General features: G+C 45.4%; 11 protein-coding genes. 10 read left to right on the plus strand and 1 reads right to left on the minus strand.

Annotated features, from left to right (window positions below; translation table 11 throughout):
- Positions 1–266 precede the first annotated feature (266 nt).
- From MSG34_RS07750 to nth, 8 genes are all read left to right on the plus strand, one after another.
- On the plus strand, positions 267–1,271 hold the full coding sequence (locus MSG34_RS07750; RefSeq protein WP_048611573.1) for a substrate-binding domain-containing protein: 1,005 nt from the start codon (positions 267–269) through the stop codon (positions 1,269–1,271).
- A gap of 269 nt (positions 1,272–1,540) precedes the next feature.
- Positions 1,541–2,119 (plus strand): electron transport complex subunit RsxA, encoded by a 579-nt coding sequence (rsxA, locus tag MSG34_RS07755; RefSeq protein ID WP_004734039.1) that lies wholly within the window; start codon positions 1,541–1,543, stop codon positions 2,117–2,119.
- Between the two features lie 2 nt (positions 2,120–2,121).
- Entirely contained in the window at positions 2,122–2,715 is a 594-nt protein-coding gene (rsxB, locus tag MSG34_RS07760) for an electron transport complex subunit RsxB (protein ID WP_004734040.1), read from the plus strand.
- A gap of 7 nt (positions 2,716–2,722) precedes the next feature.
- Complete coding sequence (gene rsxC, locus MSG34_RS07765; protein WP_248336930.1) at positions 2,723–5,530, plus strand: electron transport complex subunit RsxC; 2,808 nt, start codon at positions 2,723–2,725, stop codon at positions 5,528–5,530.
- The gene (rsxD, locus tag MSG34_RS07770) at positions 5,530–6,576 is read left to right on the plus strand and encodes an electron transport complex subunit RsxD (RefSeq protein ID WP_048611567.1); all 1,047 of its coding nucleotides are present in this window, start codon (positions 5,530–5,532) and stop codon (positions 6,574–6,576) included. The genes rsxC and rsxD overlap by 1 nt, the downstream gene beginning before the upstream one ends.
- 13 nt (positions 6,577–6,589) lie before the next feature.
- Positions 6,590–7,219, plus strand: coding sequence for an electron transport complex subunit RsxG (rsxG, locus tag MSG34_RS07775; RefSeq protein ID WP_012603532.1), 630 nt, complete (start codon positions 6,590–6,592; stop codon positions 7,217–7,219).
- Complete coding sequence (locus tag MSG34_RS07780; RefSeq protein ID WP_012603531.1) at positions 7,219–7,911, plus strand: electron transport complex subunit E; 693 nt, start codon at positions 7,219–7,221, stop codon at positions 7,909–7,911. Before rsxG ends, MSG34_RS07780 begins: the two co-directional genes overlap by 1 nt.
- A gap of 164 nt (positions 7,912–8,075) precedes the next feature.
- A complete protein-coding gene (gene nth, locus MSG34_RS07785; RefSeq protein ID WP_048610522.1) occupies positions 8,076–8,711 on the plus strand; it encodes an endonuclease III in 636 nt (211 codons plus the stop codon).
- A 180-nt stretch (positions 8,712–8,891) separates the two neighbouring features.
- Here the strand turns inward: nth and MSG34_RS07790 are convergent, their stop codons facing one another.
- On the minus strand, positions 8,892–11,645 hold the full coding sequence (locus MSG34_RS07790; RefSeq protein ID WP_248336931.1) for a cation-transporting P-type ATPase: 2,754 nt from the start codon (positions 11,643–11,645) through the stop codon (positions 8,892–8,894).
- A gap of 765 nt (positions 11,646–12,410) precedes the next feature.
- Here MSG34_RS07790 and gloA point away from each other — a divergent pair.
- Positions 12,411–12,827, plus strand: a complete 417-nt coding sequence (gene gloA, locus MSG34_RS07795; protein ID WP_004734046.1) for a lactoylglutathione lyase — start codon at positions 12,411–12,413, stop codon at positions 12,825–12,827.
- Between the two features lie 200 nt (positions 12,828–13,027).
- Positions 13,028–13,462, plus strand: a complete 435-nt coding sequence (locus tag MSG34_RS07800) for a DUF2753 domain-containing protein (RefSeq protein ID WP_004734047.1) — start codon at positions 13,028–13,030, stop codon at positions 13,460–13,462.
- Positions 13,463–13,498: the final 36 nt, after the last annotated feature.

The following is a 13,498-nucleotide window of genomic DNA, read 5'->3' on the forward strand; positions in this document are numbered from 1 at the left end:
ACTTGGTTCTCTATTACTTTGGGTTACCTGTGATTACCTTACTTCACGCGACAGCAGTTCAAACGACAACAGTCCACACGCCAATGTGACTCAAAAGCCAAGCTCAAATCTAGAGCTTGGCTTTTTATTTTCAAACTAGTCAGCCAACAAAAAATAAACCATCAAACCTCGTCATATTTGATGTTTAGCATTTGAATTGCCTAACTATCCGTTGTTAAATGTCCAACCACCAGCACACAGCATTATATTCAGAATAAGAGAGCGGAATGGCTACCATTAAAGATGTTGCGAAGGAAGCAGGCGTATCAATCGCGACCACCTCTCGAGTAATCAACAATGCACCTCACACCAGTGAAACCGCAATTGCGGCGGTAAAAGCCGCTATGGAAAAACTCGGCTATCGCCCAAATGCCAACGCCCGTGCATTGGTCAGCAAATCTTCAAACGCGATTGGTGTACTGGTTAATGATGTTTCTGCCCCGTTCTTCGGCTCGATGATCAAAGCCATTGATACCGTGGCAAGTGAGCAAGAAAAGCAGTTACTGATTGGCAGTGGCTACCATGACGCCACCAAAGAGCGTAATGCGATTAACTTGCTGATCAACAGCCGCTGCGAATCACTCGTGGTTCATAGCAAAGGCATTAGCGACGAAGAATTGGTTAAGCTAGCGAATGAAGTGCCCGGAATGGTACTGATCAATCGTATTGTTCCCGATATCGAAAACCGCTGTATTGCTCTCGACAACCGCCGCGGCTCTTACATCGCGACTGAGTATTTGATTAAAAACGGCCACAAGCACATTGGCTACATCTGCTCGAGTCACGATATTGAAGATGCTCACGATCGCTTAGGTGGCTATTTAGATGCATTGAAAGATCACGGTATTGAATCGAACGATGAGTACATCGAATATGGTGAGCCTGACGAGCTAGGCGGTGAGCAAGCCATGGTTAACCTAATGGCAAAAAACACAGATATCACTGCCATTGCCACGTATAACGACTACATGGCAGCAGGCTGTTTGGCGTTATTACAAGAAAATGGCGTTCGTATTCCAGAAGATATGTCAGTTATTGGGTTTGATGACGGCCACATTGCTCGCTTCATCTACCCTCGATTGACCACCATTCGTTATCCAATCCAAGTTATGGCTAACCAAGCGGTTAAGCTCTCTCTGCAACTCGCAAGTGACGAGCCAAAAGAGCACCCGGAACATAAGCTATTTATGCCAATTTTGGTGCGCAGAGCCTCTGTTCGAAACATTAATTGAGAAAGCTCAGGGTCACAAAAACTAAGTCATTTCGTTCCTCGACACTTTTTACAACAAAGAAAGTAGGATTGATTCGATGAGTTATCATTGAGTTAATCTTATTTTTCATTCCCCGCAAATACCCACCTATACTTAACCTGATCCATCTTAATCAAACGGTTACCCGTTGATTTTTTCACCAAGTGTCTAAATCCCTAGTGATCCTTGGTTGTTATTAGGTGAGCAAAGCAGGATAATATCGGGATCGGAATCTCAAGAATTAATCCATTATGACCGAATACCTTTTGTTGTTGGTTGGCACAGTGCTGGTCAATAACTTTGTGCTAGTGAAGTTTTTAGGACTATGTCCATTTATGGGAGTCTCCAAGAAACTGGAGACTGCGATTGGCATGGGCCTCGCGACGACTTTCGTTCTAACGTTAGCGTCGGTCTCTGCATACCTAGTAGAAACCTACATCCTTACCCCTCTGGGTATTGAATACCTGCGTACCATGAGTTTCATCTTGGTTATCGCGGTGGTTGTTCAATTTACGGAAATGGTCGTTCACAAAACCAGCCCGACTCTTTATCGCCTGCTGGGTATCTTTCTGCCTCTTATCACCACCAACTGTGCGGTATTAGGTGTGGCACTTCTGAACATCAATGAAAACCACAACTTCATTCAGTCGATCATCTATGGTTTCGGCGCAGCGGTTGGTTTCTCTCTTGTATTGATCCTATTTGCTGCGATGCGTGAACGTATTGCGGTTGCTGATGTTCCAATGCCATTTAAAGGCGCATCGATTGCGATGATCACAGCAGGCTTAATGTCTCTGGCATTTATGGGCTTTACTGGGTTGGTGAAATAAGCATGAGTACCATTTTAATTGCGATCATTGCGCTAGCCGTTTTAGCCGCTGTTTTTGGCGCTATTTTGGGCTTTGCTTCTATCCGTTTTAAAGTTGAAGCCGATCCTATCGTCGATCAAATCGACACCATTTTACCGCAAACTCAATGTGGCCAGTGTGGCTACCCTGGTTGTCGCCCATACGCAGAGGCGATCGCTAACGGAGACAAGATCAACAAATGTCCTCCGGGCGGCCAAGCAACCATTGAGAAGCTAGCAGATTTAATGGGCGTAGAAGTTGAAGACTCCGCTCATGACTTAGATAACAAAGTAAAAACCGTTGCCTTCATTCACGAAGATATGTGTATCGGCTGTACCAAGTGTATTCAGGCCTGCCCTGTTGACGCCATTGTTGGTGGCACCAAGGCACTGCACACAGTAATTAAAGATGAATGTACAGGTTGTGATCTATGTGTCGCACCGTGCCCTACTGACTGTATTGAAATGATTCCAGTGGCAACAACGACTGAAAATTGGAAATGGCAGATGAACATCATTCCTGTTACTGATATCACTAACCAAGCGACTGATGCGACTGCGTCAGAGCCTAAAGCATAGGGTTAGTATGATCTCTTTAATTGAACAAATTCGCACGGGCTCTATTTGGAACTTCCCTGGCGGCGTGCACCCTGCTGAAAACAAGAAACAGTCGAATACTACTGATATCGTCCATGCAAGGCTTCCAGAAGAAATCGTTCTTCCTGTGAAACAGCACATCGGTAAGCCGGGTAACCTATTGGTTGCTGCTGGCGACACTGTGTTAAAAGGTCAGCAACTTACGGCCTTAGATACAGGTTTTACTTTGCCAGTACACGCACCAACATCGGGTGTGATTACCGCTATCGAACCGCGAACTACCGCTCACCCTTCAGGTTTGAGCGAAATGTGCGTGGTTATTAAACCTGATGGCCTAGACACTTGGATTGAAAAAAATCCAGTTGAAGATTTCTCGACAAAGACTTCTGACGAACTGCTTGATGTGATTCGCCAAGCTGGTATTTCAGGCATGGGCGGCGCAGGCTTCCCTACGGCTAAGAAGCTTCAATCAGGCTTAGGTCGTACCGACATTTTGATCGTCAATGCTGCGGAATGTGAACCTTACATCACCTCTGATGACAAGTTGCTTCAAGAACATGCCGACGAAGTATTAAAAGGCATCGAAGTGGTTGAACACATTCTTCAACCAAAGCTGACGGTTATCGGCATTGAAGACAATAAACCAGACGCGATAAAGGCACTTGAGATTGCAGCGAAAGACAAAGATATCGTCATTCGTGTTATCCCAACTAAGTATCCTTCTGGTGGTGAGAAACAGCTGATCAAGATCCTCACCAACAAAGAGGTTCCGGCTGGCGGCATTCCCGCAGATATTGGTGTTTTGGTTCAAAACGTCGGCTCTCTTTACTCAATTAAGAGAGCGGTAATCGACGGTGAACCCGTGGTTAACCGCGTGGTGACTTTAACCGGTAAAACCTTTAAGCAACCTCGTAACGTGTGGGCACTATTAGGTACACCAGTACACGAGTTACTAGAAGAGTTTGGCTACAAAGCCGATAAAAAACTGCCGCGTTTGATTTTGGGCGGCCCGATGATGGGCTTTACCTTGCCGCATGCCAATGTGCCAATCACTAAAACGTCGAACTGTATTTTAGCGCCAACGCGTCGTGAGATTTCACCAAGCACTTACGAGATGGAATGTATTCGTTGCAGCGCGTGTGCTGAAGCTTGCCCTGCGTCTCTACTTCCTCAACAACTGCAATGGCATGCCAAAGCCAACGAGTTGGATAAGTGTGAAGAGCTGAATATTAAAGACTGTATTGAATGTGGTGCTTGTGCCTTTGTCTGCCCAAGTGAGATCCCTCTTGTTCAGTACTATCGCCAAGCGAAAGCCGAAATCAAAACAAGAAAAGACGAAGCGACAGCCGCCGAGCGCGCCAAGATTCGTTTCGAAGAGAAAAACGCTCGTATGGAGCGTGACAAAGCCGAGCGTGAAAACCGCTTCAAGAAAGCTGCTGACAACCGTCGTAAAGACATGAAATCAGCCGATGGTGATGATGCGATTGCAGCTGCGATTGCTCGCGTTAAAGCGCAAAAAGCCGCGGCAGACCAAACACCTAATGCAGAACCAGCCGTGAAACCTGCGGTAGCTGCTGCGATTGCTAAGGCAAAAGCGAAACAAGCTGCGGCTCAGAAAGCGGATGGCGCTGAACCAGACAACTCTGAAATGTCGAAATTGCGTGAAGAACGTAAACGTCAAGCTCGAGAGCGCAAGGCACAACAAGCAGCCGCTGATACTCCTGCAGAAAGCTCAGGTGATGGCAAGAAAGATGCTGTCGCTGCGGCCATTGCTCGTGCTAAAGCGAAGAAAGCTCAACAAGCGGAATCAGCTTCTGACGCTCCGGCTGAAAGTACTGGCGATGCCAAGAAAGATGCTGTCGCTGCGGCCATTGCTCGTGCTAAAGCGAAGAAGGCTCAGCAGGCGGAATCAACATCTGACGCTCCAACTGAAAGCTCTGGCGACGCCAAGAAAGACGCTATTGCTGCAGCTATCGCTCGTGCTAAAGCGAAGAAGGCTCAACAAGCAGAATCAGCTTCTGATGCTCCGACTGAAAGTACTGGCGATGCCAAGAAAGATGCTGTCGCTGCGGCTATTGCTCGTGCTAAAGCGAAGAAGGCTCAACAAGCGGAGTTAGTGACTCAAACCGAACGTGAAGCCCCAGCTGAAAGTACTGGCGATGCTAAGAAAGACGCCGTTGCTGCAGCTATCGCTCGCGCTAAAGCCAAGAAAGCACAACAAGCGGAATCAGCTGCTCAGACCGAAAGTGAAGCTCCAGCTGAAAGCTCTGGCGACGCTAAGAAAGATGCTGTCGCTGCCGCTATTGCTCGCGCTAAAGCGAAGAAAGCACAGCAGGCTAAGCAAGACGAAACGGCAGGAACTCCTGAGCCAGTAATTGAAGTTGAAGCTGAAACTCAACAAGAGTCAGTCGATCCTAAGAAAGCTGCTGTTGCTGCCGCAATCGCTCGCGCTAAAGCCAAGAAAGCTCAACAAGCTAAGCAAGACGAAACGGTAGAAACTCCTGAGCCAGTGATTGAGGTTGAAGCTGAAACTCAACAAGAGTCAGTCGATCCTAAGAAAGCTGCTGTTGCTGCCGCAATCGCTCGCGCTAAAGCAAGAAAAGCACAACAAGCGAAACAGGAAGAGTCAGCAGAAACGCCTGAATCTGTGGCTGAACCTGCAGTTGAACTAAAGGCTGAAACTCAACAAGAACCAGTCGATCCTAAGAAAGCAGCTGTTGCTGCCGCTATTGCTCGTGCTAAAGCAAGAAAAGCACAGCAAGAGCTAGATAAAAAGAATAATGAGGAGAAAGAGTAGTGGCCTTCTTTATCGCCAGCTCACCGCACGCACACAGTCGTAGAAGCACCCCAGATCTGATGAAATGGGTCGCTATTTGTGCATTGCCAGGTCTACTAGCTCAAACCTACTTCTTCGGATGGGGTACGCTCATCCAGTTAGTATTTGCTATCGCACTTGCGATTACCTTTGAAGCGGCAATCATGCTGCTAAGAAAGCGTCCGCCAGTGATGGCGCTACGTGACTACAGTGCTGTTGTCACCGCTTGGCTACTCAGTGTCGCGATTCCTCCACACTCTCCGTGGTGGATTCTAGTGATAGGTATGTTCTTCGCAATTGTCATCGCGAAACACCTATACGGCGGACTTGGGCAAAACCCATTTAACCCAGCGATGGTCGCTTACGTTGTTTTGCTGATCTCGTTCCCAGTTCAGATGACCAGTTGGAATGCTCCCGCGAGCTTAACGGCTGAAACAACCAGTTTTGTTGACTCATTCTTGATGATCTTTACAGGTTTCAATAATGAAGGATTATCTCTACAGCAAGCTCGTTTAGGGATTGATGGCACCACAATGGCGACGCCACTCGATGCCTTCAAAACCGCATTAACGGCAGGCAACACAGCGTCTGAAGCTCTATCTCAACCTCAATTTAGCTGGTTAGCTGGCGTGGGTTGGGAATGGGTAAACCTTGCTTACCTTGTTGGTGGCTTGGTGCTTATTAAGCAACGCGTGATTCAATGGCATATCCCAGTCGCGTTTCTGGGCAGCTTGACCCTATTTAGCCTAGTGTTCTTGATGTTCACTCCTGGCGAGACCGCATCACCGACCATTCATCTATTGTCTGGTGCGACTATGCTCGGCGCATTTTTCATTGCGACCGACCCCGTTTCAGCATCCACGACAGTCAAAGGTCGCTTAGTGTTTGGTGCTCTAATCGGCGGTTTAGTATTTATCATCCGCAGTTGGGGTGGCTTCCCTGATGGCGTGGCGTTTGCTGTATTGTTAGCCAACATGTGCGTTCCACTGATTGACTACTACACCAAACCTCGTACATACGGCCACTAAGGGAGCGGATACCATGCTAAATGCAATTAAGAAAAACGGCCTTGTACTCGCGATCTTTGCGTGTGCTTCGACGGGTTTGGTCGCGGTAACTCACTACCTAACCAAAGATCAGATCAAACAACAAGAACAGGCTCAGTTACTGTCTGTTCTTAATCAAGTGATCCCACATGATCTGCACGATAACGAACTGTTTTCGTCTTGTACTTTGGTTCAAGCAGAAGAGCTTGGAACTGAGCAAGCGATGCCGGCTTACATTGCTAAAATCAATGGTGAGCCGAGTGCGATTGCGATCGAAGCGATTGCCCCAGACGGCTACAACGGCGCAATTAAAGTGATTGTTGGAATGAAGATCGACGGTACTATTTTAGGTACTCGCGTGCTTTCTCACCAAGAAACTCCAGGTTTGGGTGATAAGATTGATTTGCGTGTGAGTGATTGGATTCTTTCGTTTGCAGGCAAACAAGTAACAGATTCTAATCTTGACCGTTGGAAGGTTCGTAAAGACGGTGGTGACTTTGACCAGTTTACTGGCGCAACCATCACACCAAGAGCGGTCGTGAAGTCAGTCAAACAAGCGGTTCAATACGTTAACCAAAACAACCAAGCATTGCTTGCTCAACCTCTAAATTGTGGTGGTGAATAATGAGTGACCATAAAACACTGATCAAAAATGGCATGTGGGCCAATAACCCTGCCCTAGTGCAACTTCTTGGGTTATGTCCGCTGCTGGCTGTATCGTCAACAGTCACTAACGCACTTGGGCTAGGTATTGCTACCTTGCTTGTACTGGTCGGCTCAAACGTTTCTGTTTCTTTGGTTCGTAACCACGTACCAAAAGAAGTGCGTATCCCAGTATTCGTAATGATCATTGCCTCGCTAGTAACGTGTGTTCAATTGCTGATGAACGCTTACGCCTATGGGCTTTACCTCTCTTTGGGTATCTTCATCCCGCTGATCGTGACCAACTGCATCATCATTGGTCGTGCGGAAGCCTTCGCTTCAAAGAATGAAGTGCTACCAGCGGCTCAAGACGGTTTCTGGATGGGTCTAGGCATGACGTCAGTATTGGTCGTGTTAGGTGCGATGCGTGAGATTATTGGTAACGGCACTCTATTTGATGGTGCAGATCTGCTGCTTGGTGACTGGGCTTCTGTGTTACGAATCCAGATATTCCAATTTGATAACAGCTTCTTGTTAGCCCTGCTTCCACCGGGTGCCTTTATTGGTGTTGGTTTCTTAATTGCTTTGAAAAACATCATCGATAACCAAGCAAAATCTAGACAACCAAAACAAGAAAAACCAGTCATTGAACGCGCTCGCGTTACCAATGCCTAATAAGTTAAATTAGCTTAAACCTCGCTGGGTTAGCTCAACCACTCAGCGGGGAAAATCAGATCTAAACAGTACATATAATAATGACGCTCATAAGAGCGCGTAACCGATGATAAAGCAGAAGCAATCCAAGCTTCATGCCCTAACTATTTGAAAGTAATGTCGCTATGAACAATGTAAAACGAGTAGAAATACTTGAGCGTTTAAGAGAAAACAATCCAAAGCCAGAGACTGAGCTTAACTGGAACAGCCCATTCGAACTGCTGATTGCCGTTCTATTGTCTGCACAAGCAACCGATGTCAGCGTGAACAAGGCGACGGATAAGCTGTACCCTGTAGCCAACACTCCGCAAGCAATTTTCGACCTAGGTGTTGATGGTTTAAAAGAGTACATCAAGACCATCGGCCTATTTAATTCAAAAGCAGAAAACACCATCAAAACGTGTCGTATGCTGCTTGACTTACATAATGGTGAAGTACCGGAAGATCGCGCTGCATTAGAAGCCCTTCCAGGTGTTGGTCGTAAAACAGCAAACGTAGTGTTAAATACCGCATTCGGTTGGCCAACGATTGCCGTTGATACCCACATCTATCGTGTATCAAACCGCACTAAGCTAGCGATGGGTAAAACCGTCGACGATGTCGAAGCAAAACTACTTAAAGTTATCCCAAAAGAATTCAAACTGGATGTCCACCATTGGCTCATTCTTCATGGACGTTACACCTGTGTCGCACGTAAACCACGCTGTGGCAGCTGTATCATTGAAGATCTCTGTGAGTTCAAAGAAAAGAGCGAAGATTAGTCTTTCTGTTCACAACAATTAATCAACACGGCAGCGCTTAAAGCGCTGCTTTTTTATTGCCACTCTCTAGAATCCGCCTCTACATCAATTTTCATTTCTAATTCTGCGTTCCCAAGATAACAGGCATAAAAAATCCCGCCTTTGATGGCGGGATTCAATTATTTAGCTAAGAAGTCTGTCTTAGATAAACTTCACTTTAGTCACTTCTTTGATAGCAGATAGAACAAATGTTGGTACTGCTGCAATGAAGATTAACGATATTAAGTGATTAAACTCTAGCGCTTCTGTGCTGAATACCAGCTGACCGAAGCTTGTGTACACAACGCTTAAAGACAAGATAGCCGATACTGCCACCGCACCAAGTAGGTAGTGGTTAGTGAACGGATTCTTACGATAAATAGTTGTAAACGTACGTGCATCGAACAAGCTCCAAAGTTGAGCAAAGATCAGTGTTAAAAACGCAACGGTTTGTGCGTATTGAGCACTGTAACCACCGTCGAGTGCGTAAGAGAATGTCACAAAGCTCAGACCACCTAATGCGAGACCACGAGTTAGGATACGAGCGCCTAGACCATTAGAGAAGAAGCCTTGGTCACGTTTGCCTGGCTTACGCTCCATGAGATCTTTCTCTTCTGGCTCAACACCGAGTGCGAGTGCTGGTAGACCATCAGAAACGAGGTTAACCCATAAAATCATTAGTGGAGTTAGCGGAAGTACTACATCTGGTCCCATGAGTAGGAATGCAAATAGGATTACCGAAACCTCACCCACGTTCGCTGTAAGTGCTTGGCGGATAAACTTACGTAGGTTATCGAAAATTTGACGACCCTGACGTACCGCCTTCACGATAGTACTGAAGTTATCATCCAACAGGATAAGGTCACCTGAGTCTTTCGCAACAGACGTACCTGTAATACCCATCGCAACACCAATGTCTGCACGACGCAGTGCTGGCGCATCGTTCACGCCGTCACCGGTCATAGAGGCAACTTCGTTGTTCTCTTGCTGCGCTTTTACGATACGCAGCTTGTGCTCTGGAGTAACACGTGCAAATACTGCAACCTGAGAACAGATAGACAAAAGCTTCTCATCATCCATTTGGTCAAGCTCAGCACCCGTTACCACTAGATCGTCTTCGCTACGGATGATTCCGATTTCACGAGCAATCGCTGCTGCCGTGACTGCGTGGTCACCGGTAATCATTACCGTACGAACACCAGCGCTATAACAGCTATTTACTGCATCGCGCACTTCTGGGCGTGGTGGATCCATGATGCCATAGATACCCAGGATGCTGACGTCTTTTTCAAGCTCAGGGAAATCTAACTCCAGCTCTTCTTCTTTTAATTCACGGAAACCAACGGCAAGTGTACGCAGAGCATCACCACCAAAGGTTTGGATTGCCGCTTCAAAGTTTAAATGAAGATCTTGAGACGGTGCGGTATCGAGAGCCAAGTTGCCTGCAACTTCACAACCAACCGTTGGTACGAAACCACCGTCAACCATGAAGCTGGTTGATTTACCAAGAACAACATCTGGCGCACCTTTCAATGCTAGGAAGTGCTTACCTTGTGGGTCACGAACGATAACAGAAGCCATCTTACGACCAGAATCGAACGGGAACTTCTTAACGATTGAGTAGCCACCCGTTGATAGCATTTCATCTTGTTTAAGACCTGCTTTTGCAGCTGCAACAATTAGTGCACCTTCTGTCGGGTTGCCACGAACCGTCCATTTACCATCAGCATTTACATATTCAGCATCGTTACAAAGCGTTGCAACTACAAGACCTTTCATCATTGCAGGGCTGTTTGTCGCCTCGACATCGTGACCTTTGGTAATGAATTCACCCTTAGGATCAAAACCTTTACCTGATACATCCCAGTAACGACCAGACGCATCGTACGCTTTCATTACCTGCATTTGGTTTTGTGTTAGCGTACCGGTTTTATCTGAACAGATAACGGTTGTAGAACCAAGCGTTTCGATTGCTGCTAGCTGTTTAGCCAAAGCATTATTCTTAACCATCTTAGTCGAGCCCATCGTTAATACGATAGTAACCACCGTTGGTAAGCCTTCAGGAATAGCGGCAACCGATAAAGAGATACCTGTTGTTAGGATTTCTAACCATGGCATACCGTGGTAAACACCGATAGCACAAACAATAGCAACAACCACAAGAGCAACAACCAATAATGCGAGTGCGATGGTGTCCATACGCTCTTGCATTGGTGTTTTCGTCTCTTCCGTTTGGTTCATCATATCAGCGATGTGACCAACTTCAGTTTGCATACCTGTGCTTGTTACAACAGCAAGGCCTGTACCTGTAGTCACGATTGTTGTCATGAAGCCCATGTTCTTCTGATCGCCAAGACCAAGGGTCTCATCTTCAAGGCGTTCAGACTGCTTATTCACTGGCTCAGATTCACCGGTCAGCGCAGCCTCATCTACCGTCAGACGGTTTGACTCAAGAATACGAACATCAGCAGGCAGAATATCGCCAGTATTAATTTTGATGATGTCACCAGGAACGAGGGTTTTCGCTGGAACACTGATCCATTTACCATCGCGCATCACTTCGGCTTCTGGAGCTGCCATTTCTTTTAGCGCTTCCATCCCTTTCTGAGCTTTAAATTCTTGCCAGAACGCGATACCAGTATTGATAAGGATAATCACTGCAATAGCAATAGCATCAATCGCGTGGCCAGTAGACCAAGAAACGATTGCACCAACAGCTAGAATAAAAATCAGTGGGTTTTTATATTGATGAATATACAGTTCCCACGCAGAAGCTGACTCTTGTGCAGTCAGTTCGTTAGTGCCGTGCTTCTCTAAGCGTGCATCCGCTTCAGAACTTGATAAACCTGTCGTTTGATCTGCGTTCAGTTCGTTTAAAACATCTGAACTTTGTTGTGTAAACCATTTACTCGTCATTTGAGTACTCCACATCAATGCCTCACACCGAGGCTAATGTAATAAAATAATACTTATTTTTATGTGATAGAAAAATCGCACAAATCAAAAATGAATATTTAGTCGATTTAGTGCGTTTGAAAAACTATATAGTAAGGATTGTCTATTTAGCAAAGATCGTAAAAGATACACTTAACACACACTTGACAACCACTTTAAAAACACAACCACCACAAATATCAAACACAAAACAAACAATACAAAGCCAGGTCATTGCTTAATAAAAACAAGTACAAAAAATGAACACCTCTAATATTTTCGTAAAAACCATTAGTTATTAGCGTATTTTATCGAAAATTCCTTAATGCCGAAGTGAAGCATCGGAATAACCTTTCTATAAACAGGGAGATATTGGCGTAATCATAAATTGATAAAATGGAAAGTTAGATGATAATTGTAAAAATGAAGGATTATCAGTAACAAGATGGATATAAAAATCACAATTCAATAACCAAGGCTATTCTTGGCCATTACAAAAAAGACCAACACTCAAACTTACTATTTATGCAAAATTTCAAATGAGGTGCTAGTGACGGACAAATTAAGAAGGCCGTCGACTTTTATTTTCTTGTAATACAAATAAGAAAAAGATAGAGGGGAGAGAGTAAGATAGATGATGAGAATAAGAAAATATGACCAAACTCATCATCTCTTTGGTGTTGCTTATGAGCTTGCTCATATATAGTGCTATAAAAGAAACAACCAATAACAAGCTAGGAGCAAATCATGTCAAACGGTCGTATTTTACACACCATGCTACGCGTGGGTGATCTAGACAAGTCTATCGAGTTCTACACCAATGTAATGGGCATGCAGCTATTACGTAAGAACGAAAACAAAGAGTACGAATACACACTGGCTTTCGTTGGCTTTGGCGACGAATCTCAAGGCGCAGTGATTGAGCTGACTTACAACTGGGGCACCACGGAATACGATCTTGGCTCTGCTTTTGGTCACGTTGCTATCGGTGTTGATGACATCTACACAACGTGTGATGCGATTAAAGCAGCTGGCGGCAACGTAACGCGTGAAGCGGGTCCGGTTAAAGGCGGCTCTACACACATTGCGTTCGTTAAAGATCCTGATGGCTACATGATTGAGCTGATTCAGAACAAACAAGCAAGCGCAGGTCTAGAAGGTTAATTCCTTGACCTCTTTGAGAAGTTGGGTTTGAACGCCTGAAGAAATGAAAAAAGAAGCGAGCACTATGCTCGCTTCTTTTTTATCACTCTCACCATAATCGATATTCTTTACCAATTATTCTTAACAATCTCATTGATGAAACTTTACATGATAATGATTATCATTTAAATTAACCACCTATTGATTAATGAGGTAATACAATGATTAGCGAATGGGAAAAACACACGTTACTTGCCGATACTGCATTGCAACTCGACGATCCTGTACGAAGTATTCTTCATTATCAGCAGGCTTTGAACTTAAGTGAAGAAATTACAGAACGCACCGATATTCAAGCCGATGAACGCTTACTGATTTCGGTGATTTCTTGCCACAATCTTGCTCAATTCTGGCGTTGGGCTGGCGACACTGAATACGAGCTCAAGTATCTTCAACTGGCTTCCGAAAAGGTACTCACACTGATCCCTCAGTGCCCTAATACTCAATGTTCAAGCTTTATCGATTCTATTGGTTGCTGTAAGAAAGCGCTGATCGATTTCATGAAACGCCACCCAAACCCTAAAATTGCCTCTATGGTGGAAAAGATCGATACCGCGACCAACTGTGAAATGATCGCCCGCTTCCGTTTGAACTAAACGAGTTACGTCCAAACAACGACTCCAAATCTAAAA

The organism is Vibrio sp. 1CM2L, from assembly GCF_023161695.1.
Lineage (GTDB): Bacteria > Pseudomonadota > Gammaproteobacteria > Enterobacterales > Vibrionaceae > Vibrio > Vibrio coralliirubri.

Coding starts and splice junctions, on each gene's coding strand:
- rsxG (WP_012603532.1), top strand. CDS start 6,590: ATGCTAAATGCAATTAAGAAAAACGGCCTTGTACTCGCGATCTTTGCG.
- rsxC (WP_248336930.1), top strand. CDS start 2,723: ATGATCTCTTTAATTGAACAAATTCGCACGGGCTCTATTTGGAACTTC.
- nth (WP_048610522.1), top strand. CDS start 8,076: ATGAACAATGTAAAACGAGTAGAAATACTTGAGCGTTTAAGAGAAAAC.
- MSG34_RS07780 (WP_012603531.1), top strand. CDS start 7,219: ATGAGTGACCATAAAACACTGATCAAAAATGGCATGTGGGCCAATAAC.
- MSG34_RS07750 (WP_048611573.1), top strand. CDS start 267: ATGGCTACCATTAAAGATGTTGCGAAGGAAGCAGGCGTATCAATCGCG.
- MSG34_RS07800 (WP_004734047.1), top strand. CDS start 13,028: ATGATTAGCGAATGGGAAAAACACACGTTACTTGCCGATACTGCATTG.
- gloA (WP_004734046.1), top strand. CDS start 12,411: ATGTCAAACGGTCGTATTTTACACACCATGCTACGCGTGGGTGATCTA.
- rsxA (WP_004734039.1), top strand. CDS start 1,541: ATGACCGAATACCTTTTGTTGTTGGTTGGCACAGTGCTGGTCAATAAC.
- rsxB (WP_004734040.1), top strand. CDS start 2,122: ATGAGTACCATTTTAATTGCGATCATTGCGCTAGCCGTTTTAGCCGCT.
- MSG34_RS07790 (WP_248336931.1), bottom strand. CDS start 11,645: ATGACGAGTAAATGGTTTACACAACAAAGTTCAGATGTTTTAAACGAA.